Source organism: Arachidicoccus sp. BS20, assembly GCF_001659705.1.
GTDB lineage: Bacteria > Bacteroidota > Bacteroidia > Chitinophagales > Chitinophagaceae > Arachidicoccus.
Genome location: NZ_CP015971.1, coordinates 876,639 through 902,067, shown reverse-complemented (window position 1 = coordinate 902,067; position 25,429 = coordinate 876,639). Strand labels below are relative to the sequence as shown.

Below are 25,429 nucleotides of genomic sequence, written 5' to 3'. Positions count from 1 at the left end.
AGTTGTAATAAAAATCAACAGGCTTCGGACTTGAAAAAGTGCCGAAGCCATTGCATTAAAAAAGGGTTATGTTCAAAAAAATCAAATTGCGGAAACTGACTTGGGCAAAGCACCAGCAAAGGTGGTTTGGCAAATGGCATTTGTATCTCGGCATTATTGCGGGTGCAATTGTAGCTATTGTTGGCATTACGGGAAGCATTTTGGTTTTTCGTGATAAGATAGACAGGACGCTGAATCCGCAATTGTTTGAAGTATTGGCGAAGCAGCACAAAATGTCCATCGGCGAAGCGGCGGAGATTTTCCAAAAGAAATATCCGCAATATCCAATCAGTTATATTTCCGGCGAAGATACGAGCGCAACGGCATCGTATCAGGCGTATTGTTACAAAACACAGGAGAACGTTTTTATTAATCCTTACGATGGAAGCCTTTGCGGGAAACGCTTGTACGAAAGCGCTTTTATAAATATTGTGATGGATATTCATAGAACTTTGCTGATACCTGTTGTGGGTCAATACATTGTTTGTGTGGCTGCATTATGCTTATTTATTCTTACGGTTTCCGGATTAAGATTGTGGGTTCCTGCAAAATGGAAACAGCTAAAAACCGTGCTGACCGTGAATTTTAAAGCGAGCGCTAAAAGACAAAACTACGACTGGCACAATGTTCTCGGATTTTATTCTGCGCCTGTTGTAACTTTTCTAACACTCACGGGAATTGGCATTACGCTGTATGCGTTTTTGTTGCCCACGTTTTATGCAATGAACGGACAATCGCCAAAAGAGGCTACTAAGCCTTTCGGTTCAAAATCGGTGTATGCAGCTCATGCCGTAAAAATTTCTCCAGCGAACATGGTTACAATAGGAGAGAAGGATATTGCAGACGCTCGTGTTCAGGGAATGTCGCTGCCGCTCGACTCGACGGGAACTTATGTTTTATATATGAACACAGGTAAAAAGCTACCGCGTTCAGGGAAGCTGGAGTTACTTACTTATGATCAATATTCCGGCAAGATTTTGTTTGACAGCCGTAAAGATATTTCGCAAGCAGGGAATGCTTTTTTCAATTGGCTCACACCATTGCATTATGGCAGCTTTGGCGGACTGCCAACGCAAATACTGGCTTTGATTTGCGGACTGATTCCTGCAGCATTGTTTGTTACAGGTTTTATTATTTGGCTGCCGCGATATAGAAAACAAAAGAAAAACAAGGTGCTGAATAAAGAGGAGAACTTGCCAAGAATGCTGCGCAAAAAAGACATATTGCCAACCTCTCTTTCGCTGAAGCAATACATCTTTAAAAATTGTAAAAACGGGCTGAAATATGCGTTATGGTTTGCATTCATTAGTGCGGTTATGGGTATGTTGTATGGGCTGTTGTCGGGCATTGTGTTGCAGCCTGCTGTATTTATTATCGTGTATTCGGCAGTATTGGTTTTGTTGAATTTTATTGTTGCGTTCTGTGTGTTATTCGTTTCGATAATTGTGCTGGCTCCGTTTAAGAAAAATATTCGCTTTGCGATAAGATATTTTCTGTTGTCATTTGCATTTCTGGTTGTTTATGGAATTTTGTATTTATTGCTGATGAAAACGGGCTTAAAAGTATTTTGACCATAAACCGGTGGTCGGTAAATCTATAACATCTCTGCCATGTTGATTAATTCATTGACCGTTTTCCAGTTGCGTGTAGTTGCTTTTAATTTGAGTTTATTTTCCCAGAAAGTATTTGTCAGTTTTGTATTTCCGTAGCCATTTGGGCAGTATAAATAAATTGCATTATCTGTTACGATGAACTCGTCGCTCTGCCAGCTATTTTCTTTGATTTTTTCAACAGCAGAATCATCCGGCTTGCCGGATAAAAATGTTACGTGCAAGTGTTCGATTGCTTTAGACTTGTCATTTGTGAACGGATTTTTTTGAGCAATCGTTTTCCATTCGTTTATTTCTTTTACCAAAACGGGAATATCGAAGCTGAATTGTTTTTTAATTAAATCAATAATCTTTGTTTCAAGTTTTTTGGTCGTTTCTTTTTTATTTTGAAAAACGATGTTGCCGCTTTGTATATATGTTTTCACATTACTAAAACCCACATCTGCAAAGTGTTTGCGAAGCGCATCCATCTTTACGATGTTCTTTCCGCTTACATTGATACCGCGCAGAACAGCAATATATGTTTCCATGATTTTTTTTCTTAAAGGTAAAAATCAAAAGGGACTGTCTAAAACACTGGACAATCCCTTTTGATAAAATAAGTATAGTTGGACTAACGTAATTTGCTCCCTTTGACAGCATAATACCCATAATATATAGCATGGAATATAATCATCAGTAAGGCAAAAACCAATAAGGCTTTATCGCCGCCTTCATTGTCGGATAAGTGATGTGAAACCGCAAGTACTGCCAGCAAAACCGATAAGATAATACCGCAAACTGCAGTAATTCTGAAACTTTTTCCCGTTGAACTTGCTTCATCATTCTGTGCAAGATTACTGTTTCTGATGCCTCGAGAGAGATAAATGTCTAAGCCAATCATCATCCAGGCTACGAGGCGTATCCATGTATCAAGCGGCAAGGTCGCCATCATGCCAAAGCACGTAACGATGCCTAAAACGGGCACAACCGGAACCCACGGTGTTTTGAAAGCACGAGGCGCATTAGGTTGAGATTTGCGCAATACCATTACGCCAATACACACAAGAATGAATGCGAATAGCGTTCCGATGCTTGTCATTTCGCCTACGACATTACCCGGAATAAACGCTGCAAACAAACTGACAAACACCATAAACAGTAAATTGGATTTTGCAGGAGTACGATATTTTGGGTGTACTTTAGAGAATACCGAAGGTAGCAATCCGTCTTTACTCATGGAATAGAATACGCGGCTTTGACCTAACAGCATTACTAATATTACTGAAGAATAACCCAATAAAATAGCTATGATAATAAATCTGTTCAGCCATGGATAAGCAGGAGTAATTATGCCGGCAGCGTTTTTATATCCCATATTATCGATTGCAGTTGCAACAGGTGCAAGGTGGTCGGAGCCGTTGCCTTGTGCGAATAAATGATAATTTGCCACACCTGTCATTACATAAGCAAACAATATATATAATACTGTACAAATAAGCAATGAACCCATAATGCCGATTGGCATTGCTTTTTTCGGATTTTTTGTTTCTTGCGCTGCGGTAGATACTGCGTCAAACCCTATATACGCAAAAAACACAATTGCCGCTGCTCTAAATACGCCTGACCAGCCAAAAGAACCAAATGAGCCTGTATTCTCCGGAATTAAAGGATGCAGATTTTCGGGACGAATAAATTTGAAGCCGACAATAATAAAAATGGCGACGATGGCTAACTTTAAAATCACGATAATATTGTTTACCAATGCCGATTCGCTGGTTCCTTTTATCAGCACCAAAGACATGAGCACTACGATAAATACTGCCGGTAGATTAATAATTCCCCCATGCTCAAATGGCGTTTTTAATAAATAATCCGGCAGGGAGCATCCCCATGAGTTTAATAATTTGTTCAGATATCCACTCCAACTGGAAGCAACGGTTGCAGCGCCCACGGCATATTCCAATACCAAATCCCAACCGATTATCCAAGCAATAAATTCGCCCATCGTTGCATAAGAGTATGTGTAAGCACTACCCGCAACAGGAATCATTGATGCAAATTCTGCATAGCACAAACCGGCAAATGCACATCCAACGGCTGCTATAATAAATGATATCATAATGCCCGGACCGGCATTGTTTCCTGCCGCTACTCCGGTAATGGAAAATAAACCGGCTCCGATAATAGCACCGATTCCTAATGCCACCAAAGCGCTTGATGAAAGCGTTTTCTTTAAACCGTGTTCCGAATCAGATGATTCTGCGAGTAATGATTCAATGGACTTTTTTACAAATAAACTCATAAGAATAAATTAATTCAAGAATAATGATAATTATAATATTAAAGTCGGAAAATTAGGAATTTATTTTAACAAATTACGAAAATTCGCGCTGTAAATGTGATGTTATGGATTATTGTAATGTTTTTCTTATCCGAATTTATAGTTGTTTGGCTTTGAATCTTATCCTATTATAATTCCTAAATAAATTTTACTTTCGGCTTTATATGAAAACTTCAAAAAACAAACTTACGTTGTATATCTTTATTGCTATGCTCATTGGTGCGCTGGTGGGATATTTGGTTTTCCTGTACTTGCCCAAAGAAAAAATTCCGTCGTTTACTACTTATGCTAATGTGCTTACAGTTGTTTTTCTTCGTCTGATACAAATGGTTATATCGCCTCTGGTTTTTTGTACGCTTACGGTAGGCATTGCCAAGCTTGGCGATTTAAAGGCTGTCGGCAGGGTAGGCGGCAAGGCAATGCTTTGGTTTGTATCCGCATCGGTCGTGAGCCTGTTTGTTGGATTGCTCATTGTGAATATAACACAGCCGGGCACGGGCATCCATATCAATAATGTAAATTCCGATGATGCTAAAAGCATCATTTCACACACACAGGAATTTTCGGCAACAGGCTTTATCAACCATCTTGTGCCGAAAAGCGTTATTGAAGCAATGGCAAGTAATGAGATATTGCAAATTGTGGTGTTTGCGATATTTCTCGGTGTGGCGCTGGCTTCACTTGGCGAAAGGGCAAATCCGGTAATCAAAATTATCGATACATTTTCTCATGCCATTTTGAAAATGGTTAATTATGTCATGTACTTTGCGCCGCTCGGCGTATTAGGTTCTATTGCCGCGACAATGGCTGTGAACGGACCTTCCGTGTTTCTTTTTTATGCACGTTACCTGTTTTGGTTTTTACTTGCCGTACTGATTCTTTGGTTGATTTTGATGACAGTTGGGTTTATTGTTTTAAGAAAAAGGTTATTTGATTTGCTTAAATTGATTATCCAGCCTATGATAGTTGCTTTCAGTACTACGAGCAGCGAAGCAGTTTTTCCCGTGCTTACGGAAAAACTGGAAAAATTTGGTTGTAATGAAAAGATTGTTTCATTTGTACTGCCTTTGGGTTATTCATTCAATCTTGACGGCAGCATGATAAATATGACGTTTGCGAGCCTTGCCATTGCGCAGGCGTATCATATTCATATTGACCTTCCAACGCAAATAACCATGTTGTTTGTACTGATGCTTACGAGCAAAGGCATTGCAGGCGTTCCGCGCGCCGCATTGGTGGTAGTTGCGGCAACTTGTTCTATGTTTCATATTCCACCCGAAGGCATCGCTTTGATTTTACCGATTGACCATTTTTGCGATATGCTTCGCACGATGACGAATGTCGTAGGTAATGCATTTTCAACGGCTTCGGTAAGCAAGTGGGAAAAGGAATTGAAAACAGAAAATTAAGAATGAAAAATAACCACATAGATACATAGTTATATGTAGTCGAAACAAAAAGAATACTTCAAAAACTTTGTGTAGCTCCGTGAAATCTCCTTGTAACTCTGTGATATAGCTATTTTTCAAAGTCGCACAGAGATTTTCATCGAAGATGGAAATTCTATGGTTTTTTCCATCATGTAAAAACACTACAAATTTCCACTCTTAATAAATTGTCTATGTATCTATATGGTTTAATATTCTCCTTGTTTAATTTATCTTCGCTCAACCATGATGCAGGAAGCAGATAATTTATTTACGAAAACGAAGGAACCGCAACATTTTGCAGAAATAATTATTCCTTTATTTCTTCCGCAGAATTATACATGGTCGATTCCCGCCGAATTAATTGAGAAAGCAAAAACTGGGATTCGTGTAGAAGTTTCGCTGCGCAATAAGAAATACAGCGGCATTATAAAACGTATTTTTAACGAAGAGCCGCAAGGCTTTCAGCCGAAACCGATACTCAATATTCTGGACGACGAACCTTTGGTTTTTCTTACTCAATTAAAATTGTGGCAATGGATGTCGCAATATTATTTATGTACTGAAGGCGATGTGATGCAAGCCGCCGTTCCGTCAAATTTTAAGTTGTCAAGCGAGAGCGTGTTGATTTGGAATGATGCTTTCGACGAAGATTATGCACACTTCGACGAAGAAGAATATTTGGTTACAGAGGCTTTGCATTTGCGTAAAGAGCTTCGCTTGTCCGAAGTGCAGCAATTGTTGGATGCTTCGCACGTTTACCCTATCATCAAAAAATTAGTTGATAAACAGGTTTGTTTTGTGTGGGAAGAATTGCAGCCGAAATATACCGAGAAAAAAGAAACATTTGTGTCGCTTCATCCTGTGTATAAAAATGAAAAAGAATTAGAAAAATTATTTAACGACTGGAACGGTGCGCCTAAGCAAATGGAACTCTTGCTTGCATTTTTACACTTGCAAAAAACCGAAGGCGATGTTGTTCAAAAAGAGTTGTTGAAAAAATCAGGTGCAACTGTTGCACAGTTAAAAGCATTAATCAACAAAAAAATCTTATCGGCTGAAAAGCGTGCCATTACAAGGTTACAGAGCTTTCCGAAAGAAGTAAATATTGATTTTAATTTGTCTGCTGCACAAGAAAAATCGTTCAGCGAAATAAAAAATATTTTCTTACAAAAAGACGTTTGCCTGTTGCACGGCGTTACGGCAAGCGGCAAAACTCAGATTTATATTCGCCTGATTGAAGAGCAAATCCGTGCAGGAAAACAAGTCTTGTATATGCTGCCGGAAATTGCTTTGACGGCGCAGATTATTCGTCGCTTGCAACAGCATTTTGGTGGACATATTGCTATTTATCATTCTAAATTCAATCCTAACGAGCGCGTTGAAATCTGGAATAAAATCAAGAACGACGAAGTGAAAATTGTGCTGGGCGCACGCTCTGCGCTATTGCTCCCGTTCAAAGATTTGGGATTGATAATTGTGGATGAAGAACACGATGCATCCTACAAACAGCAAGAGCCTGCGCCACGCTATAATGCCCGCGACACGGCAGTTTTCTACGCTTCGCTGTTTGGCAATGCAAAGGTATTACTTGGTAGTGCAACGCCTTCGATAGAAACATTTTTTAATTGTAAAAACGATAAATTCGGATTGGTTACATTGAGCGAGCGATACGAAAATGTTGCTATGCCGGAAATTCTTTTGGAAAACCTGAATGCTGTTCCGAGAGAAAATAATCAGCATATTTTATCGCCTGCTTTAAGAACTTTGATAGAAGATTCTTTGAAAGAAAAAAAGCAAGTTATCTTATTTCAAAATCGTCGCGGATACGCGCCGTATCAGGTTTGTAAAGTTTGCGGATGGATTCCGCAATGTAGCCATTGCGCAGTTTCGCTTACGTACCACAAAGGGAAAAATAAATTGAGTTGTCATTATTGCGGCACGGATTATCCTGTCGTAAATACCTGCGTTGCTTGCGGAAGTCATGAATTTATACAAAAGAAATTCGGCACGGAACAGATTGAAGAAATTGTTGCGGAAGCTTTTCCTACTGCAAAAGTTGCACGTATGGATTACGACAGCGTGAGAGGAAAGCACGGGCATGAAACGCTGATTAAAATTTTTGAACAGCAGAAGATAGATATTCTCATTGGTACGCAAATGGTGGTAAAAGGTCTGGACTTTGAACACGTGAACTTGGTCGGAATACTTGATGCAGACGGACTTTTACACTTTCCCGATTTTCGAGTGAATGAGCGCGCTTTTCAACTGATGGAACAAGTAAGCGGTCGTGCAGGGCGCAAAGACGGCAAAGGAAAAGTATTGGTACAGGTTTCGGATATTCATCATCCTGTGTTGCAATTTGTACAGTCGCATAACTATGCCGGCTTTTATGATTATGAATTGGCAAGTCGAAGGCAATTTGCTTATCCTCCCTATTCGAGGTTGATACAAGTGGTGTTTAAACACAAGCAAAAACATATTGCCGAAGAAGCTGCAATCATTATGACACGTGCATTACAGAAGAATCAACAGATGAATGTTTCCGGTCCCGCAGAGCCTTTAATTGATAAAATAAGAAATTTATATTTATGGGAATTGCTGATAAAATTACCGCGCGATGCAAAGACTATTCAGCAATGTAAGCAACAAATTCTTCAACAAATTGCAATATTGCAATCCAATAAACGCTACGCAAGTGTGATGATTTTGCCGGATATTGACCCGTTGTAGAATTTATTGCGACATAGTTTGAATTACTGATTTTCAAACGCAGTATCATTGTAAAGGCGTTCGACAAATTTTTCAAAAGTGTTTCCCAATGAAATAAAGTCATTGTCGTTAGCAATGAATGGAAGAAGTCCAAATTGGTAAGGAAAATTTCGTTTATCAATTACAAACATTTCGACATTTCCATTTGTGCCAATATAAATTGCCCAAGGAAAAAACTTTGCACAAATGTTTTGAGCACTTTCAAAAAATTGGTCAACCGACGCAATTGTGCCCGTTAATGTCCATTTACCAATTAATTTATTGAGTAATGAATCGGACTGAGTTGCCGATTGAGCTTTTACTGCTACAGGGAAAATAAAAACCAATAGAATAATCGATTTCAAAAGTAGTTGCATAATTATTTGTCTTTTAATTACGTCCGAAAATACTGAAGTTTCGTTTAAATTACTTTCTATATTTGCCCACATCAAACGCATATCAAATGAAATATTCGCAAACACTCGGAATTATATTCGCTATCTTATTAGTCGTTGCAAGCTATTTGTCCTGGGCGTATGTACCAAGCCAGAATTTATTACTTTCAGGTATGGATACAACAGGTACGACGTTCGGCAAACCGGGCTATGGACATATATTCTTTGCTGTTCTTTCAATAGTTTTTTTTGCAATACCGAAATTATGGAGCAAGCGCGCGAATATTTTTGTTGCCGCAATGAACCTTGCCTGGGCGGTGCGCAATTTTATTCTAATGTCCACTTGCATGGCTGGCGATTGCCCCGAAAGAAGAGCCGGGATTTATTTGGTGCTGGCATCTTCAGTATTGTTGATGATAATGACTTTTTTGCCGAAGATTGAATTAAAAGAGGAATGATAGTTATTAAATCAATAGTCGTTAGGTCATTATTAAATATATTCTTTCAACAATCGCTGAAACTCTCTTCTGTCAATCATCTCAGCGCCGAGACTTTCTAAGTGTTGCGTGTACACCTGGCAATCTATTAACTGAATATCTTTTATTTTTAGTTGCTCAACTAATTTTATAAAAGCAAACTTACTCGCATTACTTTCCGTGCTGAACATACTCTCGCCGAAAAAAACTTTGCCCAACAAAACGCCGTACAATCCGCCGACAAGCTGGTTGTTTTTCCAAGCTTCGCCGCTTATTGCAAATCCTTTTTTGTGCAGATTGATATATGCATTGCGTACTTCTTGTGTAATCCATGTGCCGTCTTGGTCGTGGCGTTTTACCTGTTGGCAGTTTGTAATTACTTCTTCAAAGTTTTTGTTGAATGTAAATTGAAAAATATTTTTCCGCAAAATGCTTTGCATGCTTTTGCTCACTTTCAGTTTTTCGGGAAGCAGTACAAAGCGCGGATTGGGCGACCACCAAAGCGGCACTTCATCTTCAAACCAGGGGAAAATTCCATTGCGGTAAGCAAGTAATAATCGTTCTTCCGACAAGTCGCCGCCAATGGCTAAAAGCCCGTCGCTTAATGCTTCTTCAACAGGTGGAAACCAAAGTTTACCGGATAAAATATGCAGCTCCAAAGCGGAATGTTTTTGTGCAGAAATCAATAAACCACAGACTCAATTGTTGCGTTGATGCCCCTGTCCAAAATAGCGTCGCACATGGGTTTCAGCGTTTCATAGTCGCCGTTTTTAACGGCATATTTTCCTTTGGTGTGGATAATGTAAGCGCATTGCTCGGCTTGCTCCTGCGTGTGCTTACACACTTCCACCAATGTTTCAATAACCCATTCAAATGTGTTCACTTCATCGTTCCAAAGCACAAGATACATGGGCGCATCCGAGATAAGCACAACGTCCGATTCTTCCGACTGGTGCGGCTTTGTTGCCGATGTAAAAATATGTTCAACGATATTCATAACCCAAAGGTAAAATAATTTGGGAATTGTGAAACGGTTTCACACAAAGTAACAATGAAAATGAAGAGCGCAACGTAGTTCACTTTTTTAATCTTTGTGTCGTTGTGTGAAAATATTTTATATGCTAAACTCAACGCCTTGCATATCTTTAAAAATATGTTTCGCTTCTTCCATATTATCCAACGGAATATCTGCAATTATTTTGCAAAATAATTGTTGTTCTTGTTCTATGATTTGCGCATTAAAATTTTTCAGCCAACGCATTACATCGTTCATGCGCGTATAATCAAACTCTAATGTAAAGCGTTTTATCACAGGCTTTTTGATAATCGGCGTAAGCTGCAAAGCCAATGCCGACGCGGTTTTGTACGCATTAATCAATCCCGGAACACCAAGCAATGTTCCGCCGAAATATCGCACCACAACAATTGCTGTATTGATTAATTCTTTACTGTCCAATTGTCCGAGAATCGGTTTGCCTGCGCTGCCCGAAGGCTCGCCATCGTCGCCGCTACGGAAATTGTTGCCATCGTTTCCCAAACGATACGCGAAACAAAAATGCACCGCTTTCGGATGTTCTTTTTTCAGCTCAGCCAAGCGATTCTTGAAAACCTGCACATCGTTCATAGGAAAAGCATAAGCGAGAAATTTGCTGCCTCTGTCTTTGAACTCCGCAACGGCTTCCTGTTGTATGGTTTTGTAAAAATTATTTTGTGTCGTCATTTTTTAAATTATTGTTGAGATTTCTCACTCGTGCCTCGTTCGAAATGACGATGCTATCTTTGTTTTTATTATAAATTACGATGATTTGCAAAGCAATTAAAACGCTGGCACCGTCATTCCGAGCGTAGCGAGGAATCTCATCCTATATTTCGTTTATGAAATAATAATCTATCCTGTCATTCAAAATATATTCTGTCTTGAAATGTGCGTAGTTGTTGAGTTTCGGCGCATCCAATCCATTATTAATTATTAATTGTTCATTATTAATTATTCTACATTCATCCCAAAGTTGCACATCAATAAACGATTGTAACAGCTTGCTTCCGCCTTCGATTAAAATACTTTGAATGCCGAATGAATAACATTGCTGCATGATTTGTTGCAATATATTTTCTGAAAAATCTATCTTACAAAAATGAAGATGATGATGTTTTTCTTCTTTGATTTGATTGAAGATAATCGTATGTGCTTCGTTATTGAAAATGTTCAAATCGTTAGGCAGTTCAAGATTCTTATCGACAACGATTCTTGTCGGATTTTTTCCATGCCACAGACGATTGTTCAGTGATGGATTATCATTCAACGCCGTATTTTTTCCAACCATAATCGCCGCTTCCTCACTACGCCAGCGATGCACCAAACGATTGGTTATTTCATTGCTGATGAATAATCTTTCGTCGCTATTTTCATAAGCGATTTTTCCGGTCGCTGTTTGCGCCCACTTCAAAATAATGTACGGGCGTTGCTTCGTGTGGAAAGTAAAAAATCGTTTATTAAATGCGTTACATTCATTTTGCCAATCGCCCAAAACTACTTCCACGCCTGCATTTCGGAGCTTGTCGATGCCGCTTCCGTTTACTTTTGCAAAACTATCTACACAGCCTATAACTACTTTTTTAATTTTATGACGAATAATTAAGTCGGAACAAGGCGGCGTTTTTCCGAAGTGCGAACAAGGCTCAAGCGAGACATACATTGTAGAATTTTCAATCAAATGTTTATCGCTTTCTTTCACGCTTGCAAGGCAGTTTACTTCGGCATGTGGCTCGCCGTATTTTTTGTGCCAGCCTTCGCCGATAATTTTATTTTCATACACCAATACTGCGCCAACCATTGGATTGGGCGCAACAAAACCGCTTCCGTTTTTTGCTAATTGTAAACAGCGTTGTATGTATTCGTAATCGCCTGACATGCTTGCAAAAATAGTTTAGAACTTGCTTGGATGAGTTTTTATTTTGTCATAGATGGATAAATATATTTGTGTATTTGTGGCTGCCTTTATTATTAAATAACACAATAAAATTTTCACTTATGTAAAAATAACTCTACCTTAGACAAAATTATTTTACAACCTATAAAACCTTTAAAGATGATTGCGAAAAAGTTATTGCCGAGCTTAATTATTGCCGGCACAACGTTGATGGCATTGCCCGCTTGCAAGCATAAGCCTGCGAATACAGATACTCAAATGACGGCGGATACTTCTGCGGTATCAGCGGCACCTGCGCCTACTGTTACCACGTCTCCGGATGACGCGCTTACTACAGCCGTGAAAGATGCGGTAAAAGATTTTCCGACAGTTACGGCAACGGTAAACGACGGCGTAATTACGGCTACCGGCGAATTGGAAAAAAGCAAAATCATTGTACTGAAACAAGCATTGGATGCACTCCACCCGAAGAAAGTGGACTTGTCGGGCATCAAAGCAAAATAATTACCTAACCTTAAAATTTGAAAAACAATGTCAGCTTTACAGGACAAATACAAAGCATTGCTTGACGCGGCAAATGCAGACGGCGTTACCGGCTTGCAGGTTGCAGAAGCCGATGGGGTATTGCACATCGACGGAACGGCGCCCAGCGCAGATGTGAAAAATAAATTATGGGATGTTTACGGACAAATAGACCCGAACTTCGCCACAGGCGACGTGGTATTGAATGTAAATGTTGCTACAGCTGTTGAAGGCGCAAAAGTAAAAGTAGTAACACAGGAGACGGATTTGAACATTCGCAAAGGTCCGGGAACAGACCAGCCGATTGTAGGCAAAGCCGCTAAAGATGAAATTGTTACTTTAGTAGGAAAAGCCAACGACCAATGGTGGCTCATTCGCACCGATGCAGGCGAAGAAGGATATAGCTATGCGCAATATCTTTCGCCGCTTTAAATTAATATTTTGCATTTTATAGACAGGGTTTTGAAGTGAAAACTTTGAAGCCCTTTTTTTGTTTGATTTTTGCTATTTTTTGTTTGATAAAAAATAAAAGCCCTCACAAATAATCGGGAACTTTGCATTCGAATTTTTTATAAAAACAAATGAAAGAATCCAACGGAATTACCAAATCACAAATCGCAGTATTGTCCATAGCGGCAGGCGTTTGCGTTGCCAATATTTATTATAACCAGCCCATACTTTCCGACATACAAAAAGAGTTGCACTTGCAGGAAAAACAAGTCGGCAATCTGCCCGTGTTGTCGCAGGCAGGTTACGGATTAGGCTTGTTGTTGCTCACGCCGTTGGGCGATAAAATCGAACGGAAGAAATTAATCATCATTATGCAATTGTTGCTGATAGCGGTGCTTTGCGGACTTACGTTCACGCACAGTTTAATTGGTTTGTATGTAATGAGTTTTTTGATAGGCTGCATCGCAACGGCAACACAGGTTATTCTGCCGATGGCGGCTGCAATGGCAACGAAAGACAAAGGCAAAATTGTAGGCATTGTTTTTACGGGCGTACTGGTGGGCATTTTGGGCGCAAGAATTTTCAGCGGATACATTGCTGATTGGTTTTCATGGCGGTATGTGTTTGGTATTTCTGCGTGTATGTTGGTGGTTACGACTTTGATGGTTGCCTTTATGTTGCCGAAAGTTAAACCGACGTATAAAGGGCATTACGGGCAATTGCTTTCATCAACACTAATACAACTGAAACGCTTCTCTTTGCTGCGCCGCATCTCGCTTTTAGGCGTTTTTACATTCGGGACGTTTTGTTCTTTCTGGACAACGTTGACGTTTCATCTAAGTGGCGCGCCGTTTAATTATAAGTCGGATACTATCGGGCTGTTCGGTGTGCTGGCAATCGGCGGAGCATTGGTTGCGCCTTTGTTCGGAAAGCTGGCAGATAAATCAAACCCTGCAAAAAATCAGTTGCTTTCCGTTGCCATAATTATTATAAGCGTTTTACTGATTCAAATTTTTCCTTACTCGCTTACGGCGTTTATCATTACCACTTTTTTGATGGACGTGGGTGTACAGGCAACGCAGGTAACCAATCTCGCACAGGTTTATACGCTGGACGAATCGGCACATAGCCGCATCAACACGATGTATATGACGCTGATGTTTATCGGCGGTGCTTTCGGTACGTGGATTGGTGTGAAATGCTGGACTATCGGCGGCTGGAGCTTGGTCAGCTGGCAACTGCTGCTGTGGGCTTGCATTGCGATGTTGATTGCTTTTGTGGGATATAGCAAGTCAATAAAATAGTTTATTATTTCACAGAGCTACACGGAGAATACACAGAGTTACACAAAGGGAAAACTCTGAGTGGCTCTGTGAAAAACTCTGCGTAACTCTGTGACATAGCTTCTTACCATAGAATGAACGTTTCAGCAAATCAACTTTGAACGTTTTAACAAACCACACTTTCTTTTTATCGCCTGAACTTTGCGGTTGAAAAAATTATTCAGGCAATGAAAAAAATACATCAGATTTACATCAACGGCGAATTCTTAACGCCGCACGGAACGGAAACATTTGACCTCATTAATCCCACGACCAATCAGAAAATCGGCGAAGTTGTTTTGGGCGATGAAGAAGATACCAAAGCCGCGATAGCTGCGGCAAAAGAAGCTTTCAAAACATTTTCCAAAACCACGAAAGAAGAACGTATTGCTTACCTTGAAAAGCTGCACGCAGCCGTGAGCAAACGAGAAAATGATTTGGTAAAAGTAATGGTGGAAGAATACGGCGGCACTTTGCAGTTCTGCAAAATGAGCGCACAGAATGCCATTACCGCTTTTCCCACAATGATTGAAACGCTGAGGAATTTCAACTTTGAAAAAACAGTGGGGCATTCAAAAGTTCGGTTGGAATCGTTGGGCGTTGTAGGCATCATCACGCCTTGGAATGCAAGCAACGGTTTTATTTGCAGCAAGCTCGCAACGGCTATTGCCGCAGGCTGTACGGCAGTTATTAAGCCGAGTGAAATGAGCGCGCAGCAAACACAACTGATTATGAAATGCTTTCACGAAGCAGGCTTACCGAAAGGTGTTTTCAATATCGTGAACGGATTGGGAAATGTAGTAGGTGCGGAAATAACCCGTCATAAAGACATTGCAAAAATCTCGTTTACGGGTTCAACAGTTACGGGCAAAACGATTGCCAAAGGCGCGATTGATACCATGAAACGCGTAACGCTGGAACTTGGCGGAAAATCGCCCAACATTATTTTGGACGATGCCAATCTTTCGGAAGCTATACCTTTGGCGGTTTTCGGCGCCTATATGAATAACGGACAGGCTTGCATTGCACCCACTCGTTTGCTTGTTCCCGAAAATAAACTGGACGAAGTAAATATTTTGGCGAAAGCTGCGGCACAAAATATAAAGGTGGGAAATCCTGCAAATGAAGACACAAATGTTGGTCCGATGGTCAGCCAGAAACAATTTGAGCGTGTGCAGAATTATATCAAAATCGGACAGGAAGAAGGTGCAACTTTGTTGGTGGGCGGCGAAGGAAAACCCGAAGGTTTGGAAGATGGAAACTTTGTGAAAGCAACCATCTTCACGAATGTGCGCAACGATATGCGCATTGCGCAGGAAGAAATTTTCGGACCTGTTTTATCCATCATTCCATACAAAAATGAAGCCGATGCCATTGCTATTGCCAACGATACCACTTATGGCTTAGCGGCTTACATCAGCTCTTCCAATAAAGAACGTGCAGAAAAAGTTGCCGCACAGATTGATGCAGGCAGAATTTGTATCAATAAATTTACGCACGACCCGCAAGCGCCTTTCGGCGGATTTAAGCAAAGCGGTATCGGGCGTGAGTTTGGGGTTTATGGATTGGAAGCATATTTAGAACCGAAAGCTATTTTGGAATAAGAAATTTTCAATGTTTGCGCCGAGTAATAATCAAAGAAAGGGAACATCACTTTAAGAATTTTTAGCTCGTCGGCTATTCGCTTTAATCTTTTCCCGATGTTGTTTTCCCCATTTCTCCATTGATTCCAAAACTTCGGTAACACTGTAGCAATATTTCGTGAGCTTGTATTCTATTCGTGCGGGATAATCGTCATAGACAGTTCGGGAAATCAATAAGTTTTCTTCCAGATGCTTTAGCTCTTTTGATAAAACACGATTGGTGATTTTGGGAATGGATTGCAGAATTTCATTGAATCGGTTATGACCGTGATAAATAGATATGATAATCGGCAGCTTCCATTTACCGCCAATTACAAAATGTGTGTCTTGTACATAGCTGATTTTATCCTGAAAATTCCGTTTCTCTTTTTGCTTCATTTAAGTAACCTTTTGTATACAGGTATCAAATATATATCATTCATCAAATAATTTTGCAGTTAAATCAGAATATAAAATGAACAATCAGCAAAAACAAGTTTGGTTTATTACAGGAGCTTCGAAAGGTTTTGGCTTAGCACTTACAAAACAATTATTGGAACTGGGACATAAAGTTGCAGCAACTTCACGTAACAAAGAAAGCATTGAAGAACAAATCGGTTCAAGTCCAAACCTATTGGCATTGACGGTTGATATTACCAATGATAATGAAGTTAAATCCGCCATTGAAGAAACGGTAAAAACATTCGGAAAAATAGACGTTGCCGTGAACAACGCAGGTTATATGCTTTTGGGCGCTTTGGAAGAGGTTTCCGATAAAGAATTCCGCCAGTCGGCAAGCGTAAATATATTCGCGTTTCAAAATGTAATCCGCCATGCAATGCCTTATTTCCGTAAACAGCAAAGCGGGCATTTCTTCAATTTCGCTTCGTCAGCGGGTTATTCCGCCGATGCCTGTGCAGGAAGTTACAACGCCGTAAAGCACGCTGTTATCGGCTTTTCTGAAGCATTGGCTTTGGAAGCTAATCCTTTTAATGTAAAAGTAACCATCGTTGCGCCAGGTCTTTTCAGGACAAATTTCTTAGGGGAATTTCCGATAGCCCAAAACAAAATTGAAGGCTATCCTACGCAATCATTGGTTGATGCAATGAATCTATATAACGGAAAACAACCTGGGAATCCCGATAAGCTGGTAAAAATATTAATAGATATCGCAGGCAAAGAAGATGCGCCAATACATTTGGTAATGGGCAAAGACGCTTATCAAAGAGCGGCTGATTATTACAAAACACAATTAGAAAAATTGGAACAATTAAAAGAGTTGAGTTGTTCAACGGACTTTGAATAAAATACGGAATCTGAATATCTGTCCGATTTTCCTCATCATTTAAAAGCAAACATTATGAACATACATCAAAATGTGCTGACTGTTGATTACACACAGTTGCACGAAGGAAAAAACAGGGTTTACTTTATGAGTCAGGGCTACAAGCTGGCAGGCGACTTATATTTACCTAATGATTTTGACAGCAATAAAAAATATCCGACAGTTATATATACACGCGTTGGTACGCAGGTAAAGGAACAAACAGGCGCTGTTTACGGAAAAAAACTTGCCGCTAAAGGCTATGTGTTTTTTGTTTTTGACCCGAAAAATTTCGGCGACAGCGAAGGCGAAATCAGGAACTACGAGTCGATGCACAATATGATTCCAAATACGACCGATGCCATCAGTTTTCTAAGGACATTGAAGTTTGTGGACAGGGAAAAGTTTTACGGGCTGGGTGCTTGCGCAGGTGCACCGTACATCTGCAACGTAGCCATCGGCGATATTCGTATCAAAGCCGTTGCCACACTTGTCGGCAATTTTGATGCAGCCGCGAGTTTGTTCGGCGCTTATCCGAAAGAATCGCTGGACAAAATGCTGGAAGCTGCAGCAGAAGGGAAACAACGTTACTACGAAACGGGGGAATACGACACCGCGCCTACATTTGGCGGCATGCCTTTACCGCCGCCCGAAAATGCTTCCAAAGCAATGAAAGATGCTTACGGATATTATTTCCTCAGAGCAGGGCACGACAAATGCCCAAACTATACGCCGAATTATCCGACTGTTGGAATGCCCGTTGACCCTGCAAGGGTATTTATGAATCAGGCAAAATATTTTACCACACCGTTCTTGGTGATTGCAGGTAGTGAAGCATTCACACATGATATGGACAGACAGGTGTATGAAATGGCTGCGGGCGAAAAAGAATGGTTTGTGGTAGAAGGCGCGTCGCACATGGATTTGTATGATATTGACCAATACCTTGACCCTGCACTGGATAAGGTGGATGAGTTTTTCAAAAAATACTAATCAAATTCATACTGATAAAAATGAGTAATCAAAAAGTGTGGTTTATCACAGGCGCTTCAAAAGGCTTAGGCTTAACAGTTGTAAAATTATTATTGAGCAATGGCGATAAAGTTGCCGCTACTTCGCGCAACGCAAAGGATATTGAACAACAAATAGGTAAGCAGGAAAATCTGTTGGCATTAACAACAAATCTTGCTGATAATACAAGTGTTCACGAAGCAATCGCACAAACGATAAATAAATTTGGAAAGATTGACGTTGTGCTGAACAACGCAGGCTATTCTCTTTACGGAAGCGTGGAGTCTTTGTCGGACGAAGAATTTCGCCAAATTATGGACATTAATTTTTTCGGAACGGTAAATGTTATCCGCAACGCGATGCCGCATTTAAGAAAGCAACAATCGGGTCATATTATCAACATTTCGTCTGTTGCAGGTTACAAAGGTTACGGCAACTCGCCTGCATATGCTTCAACAAAATTCGCTGTCATCGGGCTTTCCGAAGCATTGGCGGAAGAAGTAAAACCTTTTAATATAAACGTTACGGTAGTCGCTCCTGGATTTTTCAGAACGGATTTTTTGAATAAAGGCGCAAACCTCGTTTGCAAAAATCCGCTTCCCGAATACAATATGGAAACCTTGCTGAATTGGCTGAACAATATGAACGGCAAACAACAAGGCGACCCTGAAAAACTGGCGAAAACACTGATTGATATTACCGATATGGAAAATCCGCCTCTACATCTTTTGATGGGTGGAGACGCGTATCAAATCGTAACGGAAAAACGCAAATCGGATTCGGAAGAGTTTGAAACATGGAAGGAGCTGACATTTGCAACCAATATTGAAGAATGATTTGAAAATCTGCACGACAATTATCCTAAAAAATTATAGTATGACTAAAACACTTTTATTCATCATCTTTGCGGCGTTACCGTTTCTCAATGCCTGCAAACAAAACACTTCGTCAATGGAAGACAGAATAGCCATTCAGGATTTAGTCAATGCGTATGCACATTATGCCGATAATCGCGAAGCGAAAAAACAGTCCGAATTGTTCACGGAAAATGCGGTTGTAAAAGTTTATTACGGTAAAGATAGCGCGCCGCAATTTCAGCAAGGGCGCGAAGTATTGGAGAAGGCTTTCGGCGTATTGAAACAATATGAAATAACGACACACTTCAACGGGCAAAGCACTGCTGTAATCAACGGCGACAGCGCTTTTGGCGAAGCGTATTGCTTGGCACATCATATAAAAACTGAATATGGTAAAAGAACGCTTTTGATTATGAGTATCCGTTATCACGACAAGTACGTGAAGCAAAACGGCAAGTGGCTGTTTTCCGAAAGAGATTTGTTTATTGACTGGACAGACAAAAGAATTTTACAATCGTAATTTCGCACCGAAATGTTTAATACAACAAACATATTTCCCGTTAATTATTCCTGTCATTTTTCCGAGTTCAGGGACGGCGAACAGTTCGTGCAAGTGCACAGCTTCGGTATGATTTTGCAGGGAACAATGGAACTGAACGACGGTGAAAAAAGTACGAAAATCAAAGAAGGCGAATTGTACTCTGCAAGAAAAAACCACTTGCTGAAATTTGTAAAATACCCGCCTGCAAACGGCGAGTTCAAATCAATGTCCATTTACTTTGATGAAAACTTGTTGCGCGATTTCTCAAAAGAATACGGCTGCAAAGCTGATGAACAAAGCGTTTCGGAAGCATTCATCAAAATTACGAAAACTAAACCGTTGACTAATTTTATGCGGTCGATGCTCGGTTATGAAGACTTTCCCGATAACGAATCCACGAAGAATCTGTTGCGTTTAAAACAAAAAGAAGCGTTGCTTTTGTTGCTGCAATATGATGCTTCGCTGAAAAATATTTTGTTTGATTTCAGCGAGCCGCACAAGATAGATTTGGAAGCATTCATGCAAAAGAACTTTCATTTTAACGTTCGGTTAGAAAGATTTGCTTATCTCACGGGACGTAGCCTTTCCACATTCAAGCGCGACTTTGAAAATATTTTTCATCAAACGCCAAGCCGTTGGCTGTTGCAAAGGCGCTTAAAAGAAGCGTATTATCTTATCAAAGAAAAAGGTAAAATGGCTTCGGATATTTATCTTGATTTGGGCTTTGAAGATTTATCACATTTTTCCTACACTTTCAAAAAGCAATTTGGCGTTGCGCCATCAATGGTGTGAAATTGAAAGCCCCGGAAACACAAATGGAAAATATTTTGTGTCCAATTGCTAATCAAATGAAGCCCGGAATTCCAAGGGCGACATTTCGGTTTTCTTTTTGAATAATTTATTGAAAGACTGAGGATATTCAAAACCTAATTGATAAGCAATTTCGGCAACAGATAAATTGGTGGACGAAAGATATTCTTTAGCTTTTTCAATCATCTTCTCATGGATATGTGTTTGCGCGCTTTGTCCTGTGAGCGACCGCAGCATATCGCTTAAATAATGTGCCGAAACATTCAGTTTGCCTGCCAAAAAATCGACTGTTGGCAGACCGTTTTTTAGCGTTTCGTCATTATCGAAATAATCATTTAGCAGGTATTCCATTTTGGAAAGCAAATCATTATTTATGGCTTTTCGTGTGATGAATTGGCGTTCATAGAAGCGGTTGCTGTATTGCAATAGCAAGTCAATCTGAGATAGAATAATATCCTGTGTATGACGGTCGATATGTTGGTATTCGGCTTCTATTTTTTGAAAAATCTCAATGATATTTTGTTCTTCTTTTTCTGACAGATGTAGCGCTTCGTTGAGTTCATAGGAGAAGAAGCCGTAGCTCTTGATAGTTGTCGCCAATGAATTTTTATACAGAAAATCGGGATGAATCATCAGCATATAACCTTGTCCGCATTTCTGATTGATTTGATTTACTTCTTCTACAACAATAGTTTGTACTTGCTTTGGCGCTATAAAATTCATTGTGCCTTTATCGAAATCGTAATACTGCTGTCCATATTTTATTTTTGCGGTTACATTGCTTTTTAATGAAATGGAGTAAAATTCGGTTGAGATTTTTTCCCAAATATCGCTTTCTGTAAGCAGCTGTATATCCGAAACTTTAATTACGCTTACTAATGGGTGTAGCGGTTGAGGCAATGATAAAAGCCTGTGAAATTCTGATATGGAAGGAATGATATACATTTTGTTTTTCTCGTACAAAGTTAAAAAAGCAACCGTCTAAAAAGACAGTTACTTTTTTTAACTATTATGAAAATTGTTGCCCGATTTCTTTTCTGAATGCTTCGTTGCCAATTTCTTTGCGGCGCGCATACATTGCATTGGCATCTACGCCGGCCATATAACGCACTTGGTCTTTACCGTCGGTTGCCGCTTCATAAACTACCTCGGCAATTTGTTCCGGTGTGGAAGCCATTTTAAACGCTTCTTCAAATGCATTAAACATTTTGTCTTCAATATCCTTATATTCAGGGAGTGAGTTCATATCAAGTGAACGCCCGGCAAAATCAGTTAGAATACCACCCGGAGCAACGGTTTTAATTCCAATACCGAATTTTCCTAATTCAAACGACATACTTTCACTCCAACCTTCCAACGCAAATTTGGTAGCGTGATAAACAGAACTTATCGGGAAACCCCAAATTCCGCCAATAGAAGTGGTTGTAATAAATAAACCGTTTTTCTTTTCTCTGAAATAGGGAATAAAGGATCGTGTTACGCGCAAAACGCCTAAAACATTGGTGTTGAATTGTCGTTGAATTTTATCATCGCTAATTGCTTCTAATGCACCCATAAGCCCATAACCTGCGTTGTTAAAAACCACATCGACCCCTAAGTCAATAGCTTTTTGTGCAGTTGTTTTAATTTGTTCGGGATTGGTAACGTCAAGCGGTAACAGGGTAATGTTTTCTAATTGGTTGAGTTCTGTTTCCTTATCCGGATTTCGCATGGTTGCGATTACATTCCAACCTTTGTTTTGAAATAATTTCGCGGTAGCTTTTCCGAGTCCTGTTGAAGCACCGGTAATAAAAATTGTCTTTTGCATTGTTTAATTTTTTAAAATTTTATGATGCAAAATTCTGTCAAGTTTAAAAGTCGGATGTTTCCAAAATGTATTTAATTGTGTTCAAAATGGAGATTGTCCAATTGCTAATCAAATGAAGCCCGGAATTCCAAGGGACTTTGACGTGTTTTTGTTTTAAATAACTTGCTGAATGATTGTGTATGTTCAAATCCTAATTCGTAAGCAATTTCGCTGACAGATAAATCGGTGGTCGAAAGTTTTTCTTTTGCTTTTTCTATCAGTTTGTTGTGGATGTGCTGCTGTGTGCTTTGTCCTGTCAGTGTTTTAAGTAATCCACTTAAATAATTGGGCGATACATTTAAAGTTTCGGCAATCGATAGAACGCTTGGTAATCCATTTTTTATTAAATCATCGTTGTCAAAATAATTACCTAACAGTTCTTCCAAACGGTCTAAAATTTTATGATTTGAAATTTTTCTTGTGATGAATTGACGCTGATAAAATCTTTCCGAATAATTGAATAAAGTTTCTATTTGTGAAATGATAATGCCTTGGCTGAATTTATCGATATTGCTGTGATATTCCTGCTGAATGTTTTGAATAATGTTGTTGATAGTAGCTTCTTCTTTATCTGAAAGCCACAAAGCTTCGTTCACGGAATAATCAAAAAACTCGTATTGCCTGATAGTTTTTGCCAGCGGCGTATTCCACAAAAAATCGGGATGAATGAGCAATACCCAGCCCGAATGTTGCATAACTGTATTTGGATTGATTTCAATGCTGAAAACCTGATGCGGTGCCATAAAAAACATAACGCCTGCATTGAAATCATATTCCTGCTGCCCATATTTGAATTTGCCGGTAGCCTTGCTTCTTTTTATGGAAATGGAATAAAAATCCAGTGTTACGCTGAATGCCTGAGGCGGAATTTTTATGTCTTTCATATTTACCACGCTGATGAGCGGATGTTCCGGCTTCGGCAAGCTGCGCAACTCGTGAAACTCGCTGATGGTTTTTACTCTGTATGGCTTTGTACCGGACATAAGATAATAGAAATTTTATAAAAAGTTGTATCGAAAACTACTACGAAGAAAACACAAAGCTACGCAAAGTCTTTATGCAACTCTGTGTGAAAATTTTGTGTTTTCCTTCGGTATAACTAAAAACTACGTTTTATTATTAATCTTTAAAATAATTCTCTCGCATATCCTCCAAAAGCCCGATGTGCGTTGGCTGCCAGCCCAACTGTTCCTGTGTTTTGAAACTCGTAGCAATACTTTCCATAGTTATAAAACGACTCATCCAGTCAAAATGCTTTGTCATTTCTTCGCCCGAAACAGATTTTACAGGCAGGTCCAATGTTTCGCCAATTAGTTCCGCGATTTGTTTCAGCTCAATTCCTGTATCGCCAACAGCATTATACAACGTGCCCTTTGCAGCTTTTTCCACCGCTAACCGAAAGAGTTTTGCAGCATCCAAACGATGTACCGACGACCAATGATTCTTGCCTTCTTCGGGATAAGCGGAGATGCCGTTTTTGCGAGCTTGCAGAATAATGAACGGAACAAAACCTTTGTCGCCTTTATCATGAACGGACGGCGGCAAACGAACTACTGACGCATTTATGCCATTTTCTGCCAAAGCCAGCGCCGCATTTTCTGAAATGCGTGGAGAATTTTGTGTGGTACTTTCTTCAGTAACAAGTCCATTGATGAGCGGCAAGCCCAGCATTCCCGAAGTTACAACGATTGGTTTATTTGTTCCCATCAATATTTCGCCCATTGTGTTAATAGCTGTTTTATCCATTTCGGCGGCTTTCAGATATTGCGTAAAATCGTGAAAGAAAGCTGTGTGAATAACGCCGTCTGCCTGCGAGGCGGCTTGTTTTAAAACAGCTAAATCTTCCAATGTGCCCAGCGCGACTTCTGCGCCTGCATCGCTGATTTTTTTTGCCGATGCTTCAGAACGCGCTAATCCGATTACCTGATGTCCTGCGCTTAATAATTCTTTTACAACTGCAGAACCAATGAATCCTGATGCTCCTGTTACAAATACTTTCATAATTTCTGTTTTTGTTGATGCAAAGGTTTGTAATAAACTGAAAACAGATGTAGCCGAATCTACTATTGTTGTAGCCAAAAGTAAGGGTGGTGTTTGGGTATTTAATAATTGTTTCAAATTTTGTATATTTGATTTTTGCAAACCGGATAATATGACAGAGATAGCAACGCTTCGCAGTTTTTATAAAGAAATGGGCTTCGTTAAAGACAATGAACTTAATTCCATTTTGCCAAATAATAAGGACCTTGGACACTTTAATGTTTTTAGCATCAGCAATATGATGAAGAAAGTAAAAGAAACTAAAACTATGCCGTACAACCGACGTGCATATTACAAAATCAGTTTCATCAACGGACACAATATTGCGGAATACGCCGATAAGACCATTGAAATAAAAAAGCACGCATTATTATTTGCATCGCCCAAAGTGCCGTATAATTATATTCCGCAGGACGAAAAACAATCCGGTTATTTCTGCATTTTCACGCATGAGTTTTTGACACAGTCAAAGAGCGGAATTTTGCTGGATGAATTACCGATTTTCAAACCCGGTGGTTATCCTGTTTTTCAATTGAGCAGCGTGCAGGTAAAAGAACTGAAAGCCTTGTACGAAAAGATGTACAATGAATTGCAATCGGATTATGCATACAAATATGATTTGCTGCGCAACTATGTTTTGGAGCTGATTCATTACGGACAAAAATTGCAACCGCTCGAAACAACCGACGTTTCGCATAATGCTTCCGTGCGCATCGCAGGTTTGTTTGTTGAGTTGTTGGAACGGCAATTTCCTATCACTTCGCCGCAGCAACAATTGGAATTAAGAACTGCAAAAGATTATGCCGACAGACTGGCGATTCATGTCAATCATCTCAATAAAGTTTTGAAAGAAAACACGGGCAAAACCACGACAGATTTTATCAACGGTCGCATTGCGCAGGAAGCTAAAATTTTATTGAAACAAACCGATTGGAATGTTTCGGAAATAGCGTATTCATTGGGCTTTGATGAAGTGGCACATTTTTCCAATTTCTTTAAAAGACAGGCAGGCGTTTCGCCGTTGGGTTTTAGATAGTTTTCCCGCAGAATACGCAGACTTTTTTCGCTGATTTTCGCAGATTGATTTCAGCAAACTTCTGCAAAGTCTATTAACTTAGCCATAAAATACCCTT

At 39.8% G+C, this 25,429-nt stretch carries 26 protein-coding genes; 14 read left to right on the top strand and 12 right to left on the bottom strand.

The window, feature by feature from the left end; all coding sequences use genetic code 11:
- Window positions 1-68: 68 nt before the first annotated feature.
- The gene (locus A9P82_RS04155) at window positions 69-1,610 is read left to right on the top strand and encodes a PepSY-associated TM helix domain-containing protein (protein ID WP_066204451.1); all 1,542 of its coding nucleotides are present in this window, start codon (window positions 69-71) and stop codon (window positions 1,608-1,610) included.
- Window positions 1,611-1,633: 23 nt separating this feature from the next.
- Here A9P82_RS04155 and A9P82_RS04150 read toward each other — a convergent pair whose 3' ends face one another.
- Both A9P82_RS04150 and A9P82_RS04145 read right to left on the bottom strand, forming a co-directional pair.
- Window positions 1,634-2,179: a DUF1697 domain-containing protein gene (locus A9P82_RS04150; RefSeq protein ID WP_066204448.1), complete on the bottom strand. Its 546-nt coding sequence runs from the start codon at window positions 2,177-2,179 to the stop codon at window positions 1,634-1,636.
- A gap of 83 nt (window positions 2,180-2,262) precedes the next feature.
- Complete coding sequence (locus A9P82_RS04145) at window positions 2,263-3,933, bottom strand: amino acid permease (RefSeq protein WP_066204446.1); 1,671 nt, start codon at window positions 3,931-3,933, stop codon at window positions 2,263-2,265.
- A gap of 203 nt (window positions 3,934-4,136) precedes the next feature.
- On the opposite strand from A9P82_RS04145, the gene A9P82_RS04140 reads away from it, so the two are divergent.
- Window positions 4,137-5,381: a dicarboxylate/amino acid:cation symporter gene (locus A9P82_RS04140; RefSeq protein WP_066204444.1), complete on the top strand. Its 1,245-nt coding sequence runs from the start codon at window positions 4,137-4,139 to the stop codon at window positions 5,379-5,381.
- A 264-nt stretch (window positions 5,382-5,645) separates the two neighbouring features.
- Window positions 5,646-8,132, top strand: coding sequence for a replication restart helicase PriA (gene priA, locus A9P82_RS04135; RefSeq protein ID WP_066204442.1), 2,487 nt, complete (start codon window positions 5,646-5,648; stop codon window positions 8,130-8,132).
- Between the two features lie 23 nt (window positions 8,133-8,155).
- Here the strand turns inward: priA and A9P82_RS04130 are convergent, their stop codons facing one another.
- A complete protein-coding gene (locus tag A9P82_RS04130) occupies window positions 8,156-8,527 on the bottom strand; it encodes a hypothetical protein (RefSeq protein ID WP_156522595.1) in 372 nt (123 codons plus the stop codon).
- 86 nt (window positions 8,528-8,613) lie between these two features.
- On the opposite strand from A9P82_RS04130, the gene A9P82_RS04125 reads away from it, so the two are divergent.
- A complete protein-coding gene (locus A9P82_RS04125; RefSeq protein WP_082915215.1) occupies window positions 8,614-9,003 on the top strand; it encodes a hypothetical protein in 390 nt (129 codons plus the stop codon).
- Window positions 9,004-9,035: 32 nt separating this feature from the next.
- Here A9P82_RS04125 and aat read toward each other — a convergent pair whose 3' ends face one another.
- The 4 genes from aat to ribD all read right to left on the bottom strand — a co-directional run bounded on the left by aat (window position 9,036) and on the right by ribD (window position 11,933).
- The gene (gene aat / locus A9P82_RS04120; protein WP_066209574.1) at window positions 9,036-9,680 is read right to left on the bottom strand and encodes a leucyl/phenylalanyl-tRNA--protein transferase; all 645 of its coding nucleotides are present in this window, start codon (window positions 9,678-9,680) and stop codon (window positions 9,036-9,038) included.
- Window positions 9,681-9,703: 23 nt separating this feature from the next.
- Complete coding sequence (locus tag A9P82_RS04115; RefSeq protein WP_066204438.1) at window positions 9,704-10,018, bottom strand: ATP-dependent Clp protease adaptor ClpS; 315 nt, start codon at window positions 10,016-10,018, stop codon at window positions 9,704-9,706.
- A gap of 117 nt (window positions 10,019-10,135) precedes the next feature.
- Window positions 10,136-10,741 (bottom strand): IMPACT family protein, encoded by a 606-nt coding sequence (locus tag A9P82_RS04110; RefSeq protein WP_066204437.1) that lies wholly within the window; start codon window positions 10,739-10,741, stop codon window positions 10,136-10,138.
- 142 nt (window positions 10,742-10,883) lie between these two features.
- Window positions 10,884-11,933, bottom strand: a complete 1,050-nt coding sequence (gene ribD / locus A9P82_RS04105) for a bifunctional diaminohydroxyphosphoribosylaminopyrimidine deaminase/5-amino-6-(5-phosphoribosylamino)uracil reductase RibD (RefSeq protein ID WP_231891203.1) — start codon at window positions 11,931-11,933, stop codon at window positions 10,884-10,886.
- Window positions 11,934-12,110: 177 nt separating this feature from the next.
- Between ribD and A9P82_RS04100 the strand changes: the two genes are divergently transcribed.
- The 4 genes from A9P82_RS04100 to A9P82_RS04085 all read left to right on the top strand — a co-directional run bounded on the left by A9P82_RS04100 (window position 12,111) and on the right by A9P82_RS04085 (window position 15,849).
- Window positions 12,111-12,455, top strand: coding sequence for a hypothetical protein (locus tag A9P82_RS04100; RefSeq protein ID WP_066204436.1), 345 nt, complete (start codon window positions 12,111-12,113; stop codon window positions 12,453-12,455).
- Between the two features lie 27 nt (window positions 12,456-12,482).
- Entirely contained in the window at window positions 12,483-12,905 is a 423-nt protein-coding gene (locus A9P82_RS04095; protein ID WP_066204434.1) for an SH3 domain-containing protein, read from the top strand.
- Window positions 12,906-13,054: 149 nt separating this feature from the next.
- Window positions 13,055-14,227, top strand: coding sequence for an MFS transporter (locus A9P82_RS04090; protein WP_066204432.1), 1,173 nt, complete (start codon window positions 13,055-13,057; stop codon window positions 14,225-14,227).
- Between the two features lie 206 nt (window positions 14,228-14,433).
- Window positions 14,434-15,849: an aldehyde dehydrogenase family protein gene (locus A9P82_RS04085; protein WP_066204431.1), complete on the top strand. Its 1,416-nt coding sequence runs from the start codon at window positions 14,434-14,436 to the stop codon at window positions 15,847-15,849.
- 51 nt (window positions 15,850-15,900) lie between these two features.
- On the opposite strand, the gene A9P82_RS04080 is transcribed toward A9P82_RS04085, so the two are convergent.
- The gene (locus A9P82_RS04080) at window positions 15,901-16,266 is read right to left on the bottom strand and encodes a winged helix-turn-helix transcriptional regulator (protein WP_066204429.1); all 366 of its coding nucleotides are present in this window, start codon (window positions 16,264-16,266) and stop codon (window positions 15,901-15,903) included.
- A gap of 76 nt (window positions 16,267-16,342) precedes the next feature.
- On the opposite strand from A9P82_RS04080, the gene A9P82_RS04075 reads away from it, so the two are divergent.
- Genes A9P82_RS04075 through A9P82_RS04055 form a run of 5 tightly spaced genes read left to right on the top strand, consistent with a single transcriptional unit; the run spans window position 16,343 to window position 20,392 of the window.
- Window positions 16,343-17,173 (top strand): SDR family oxidoreductase, encoded by an 831-nt coding sequence (locus A9P82_RS04075; RefSeq protein ID WP_066204426.1) that lies wholly within the window; start codon window positions 16,343-16,345, stop codon window positions 17,171-17,173.
- Window positions 17,174-17,227: 54 nt separating this feature from the next.
- Window positions 17,228-18,184 (top strand): alpha/beta hydrolase, encoded by a 957-nt coding sequence (locus A9P82_RS04070; RefSeq protein WP_082915214.1) that lies wholly within the window; start codon window positions 17,228-17,230, stop codon window positions 18,182-18,184.
- Window positions 18,185-18,204: 20 nt separating this feature from the next.
- On the top strand, window positions 18,205-19,038 hold the full coding sequence (locus A9P82_RS04065; protein ID WP_066204425.1) for an SDR family oxidoreductase: 834 nt from the start codon (window positions 18,205-18,207) through the stop codon (window positions 19,036-19,038).
- Between the two features lie 40 nt (window positions 19,039-19,078).
- A complete protein-coding gene (locus tag A9P82_RS04060; protein ID WP_197492234.1) occupies window positions 19,079-19,579 on the top strand; it encodes a nuclear transport factor 2 family protein in 501 nt (166 codons plus the stop codon).
- A 12-nt stretch (window positions 19,580-19,591) separates the two neighbouring features.
- Entirely contained in the window at window positions 19,592-20,392 is an 801-nt protein-coding gene (locus tag A9P82_RS04055; protein WP_066204423.1) for a helix-turn-helix domain-containing protein, read from the top strand.
- A 48-nt stretch (window positions 20,393-20,440) separates the two neighbouring features.
- Here the strand turns inward: A9P82_RS04055 and A9P82_RS04050 are convergent, their stop codons facing one another.
- From A9P82_RS04050 to A9P82_RS04035, 4 genes are all read right to left on the bottom strand, one after another.
- Window positions 20,441-21,355 (bottom strand): helix-turn-helix domain-containing protein, encoded by a 915-nt coding sequence (locus A9P82_RS04050; protein WP_066204421.1) that lies wholly within the window; start codon window positions 21,353-21,355, stop codon window positions 20,441-20,443.
- Between the two features lie 64 nt (window positions 21,356-21,419).
- Window positions 21,420-22,217 (bottom strand): SDR family oxidoreductase, encoded by a 798-nt coding sequence (locus A9P82_RS04045; RefSeq protein ID WP_066204416.1) that lies wholly within the window; start codon window positions 22,215-22,217, stop codon window positions 21,420-21,422.
- A 104-nt stretch (window positions 22,218-22,321) separates the two neighbouring features.
- A complete protein-coding gene (locus tag A9P82_RS04040; protein ID WP_066204415.1) occupies window positions 22,322-23,239 on the bottom strand; it encodes a helix-turn-helix domain-containing protein in 918 nt (305 codons plus the stop codon).
- A 136-nt stretch (window positions 23,240-23,375) separates the two neighbouring features.
- The gene (locus A9P82_RS04035; RefSeq protein WP_231891202.1) at window positions 23,376-24,374 is read right to left on the bottom strand and encodes an SDR family oxidoreductase; all 999 of its coding nucleotides are present in this window, start codon (window positions 24,372-24,374) and stop codon (window positions 23,376-23,378) included.
- Window positions 24,375-24,408: 34 nt separating this feature from the next.
- On the opposite strand from A9P82_RS04035, the gene A9P82_RS04030 reads away from it, so the two are divergent.
- Entirely contained in the window at window positions 24,409-25,332 is a 924-nt protein-coding gene (locus A9P82_RS04030) for a helix-turn-helix domain-containing protein (protein ID WP_156522594.1), read from the top strand.
- Window positions 25,333-25,429 lie beyond the last annotated feature (97 nt).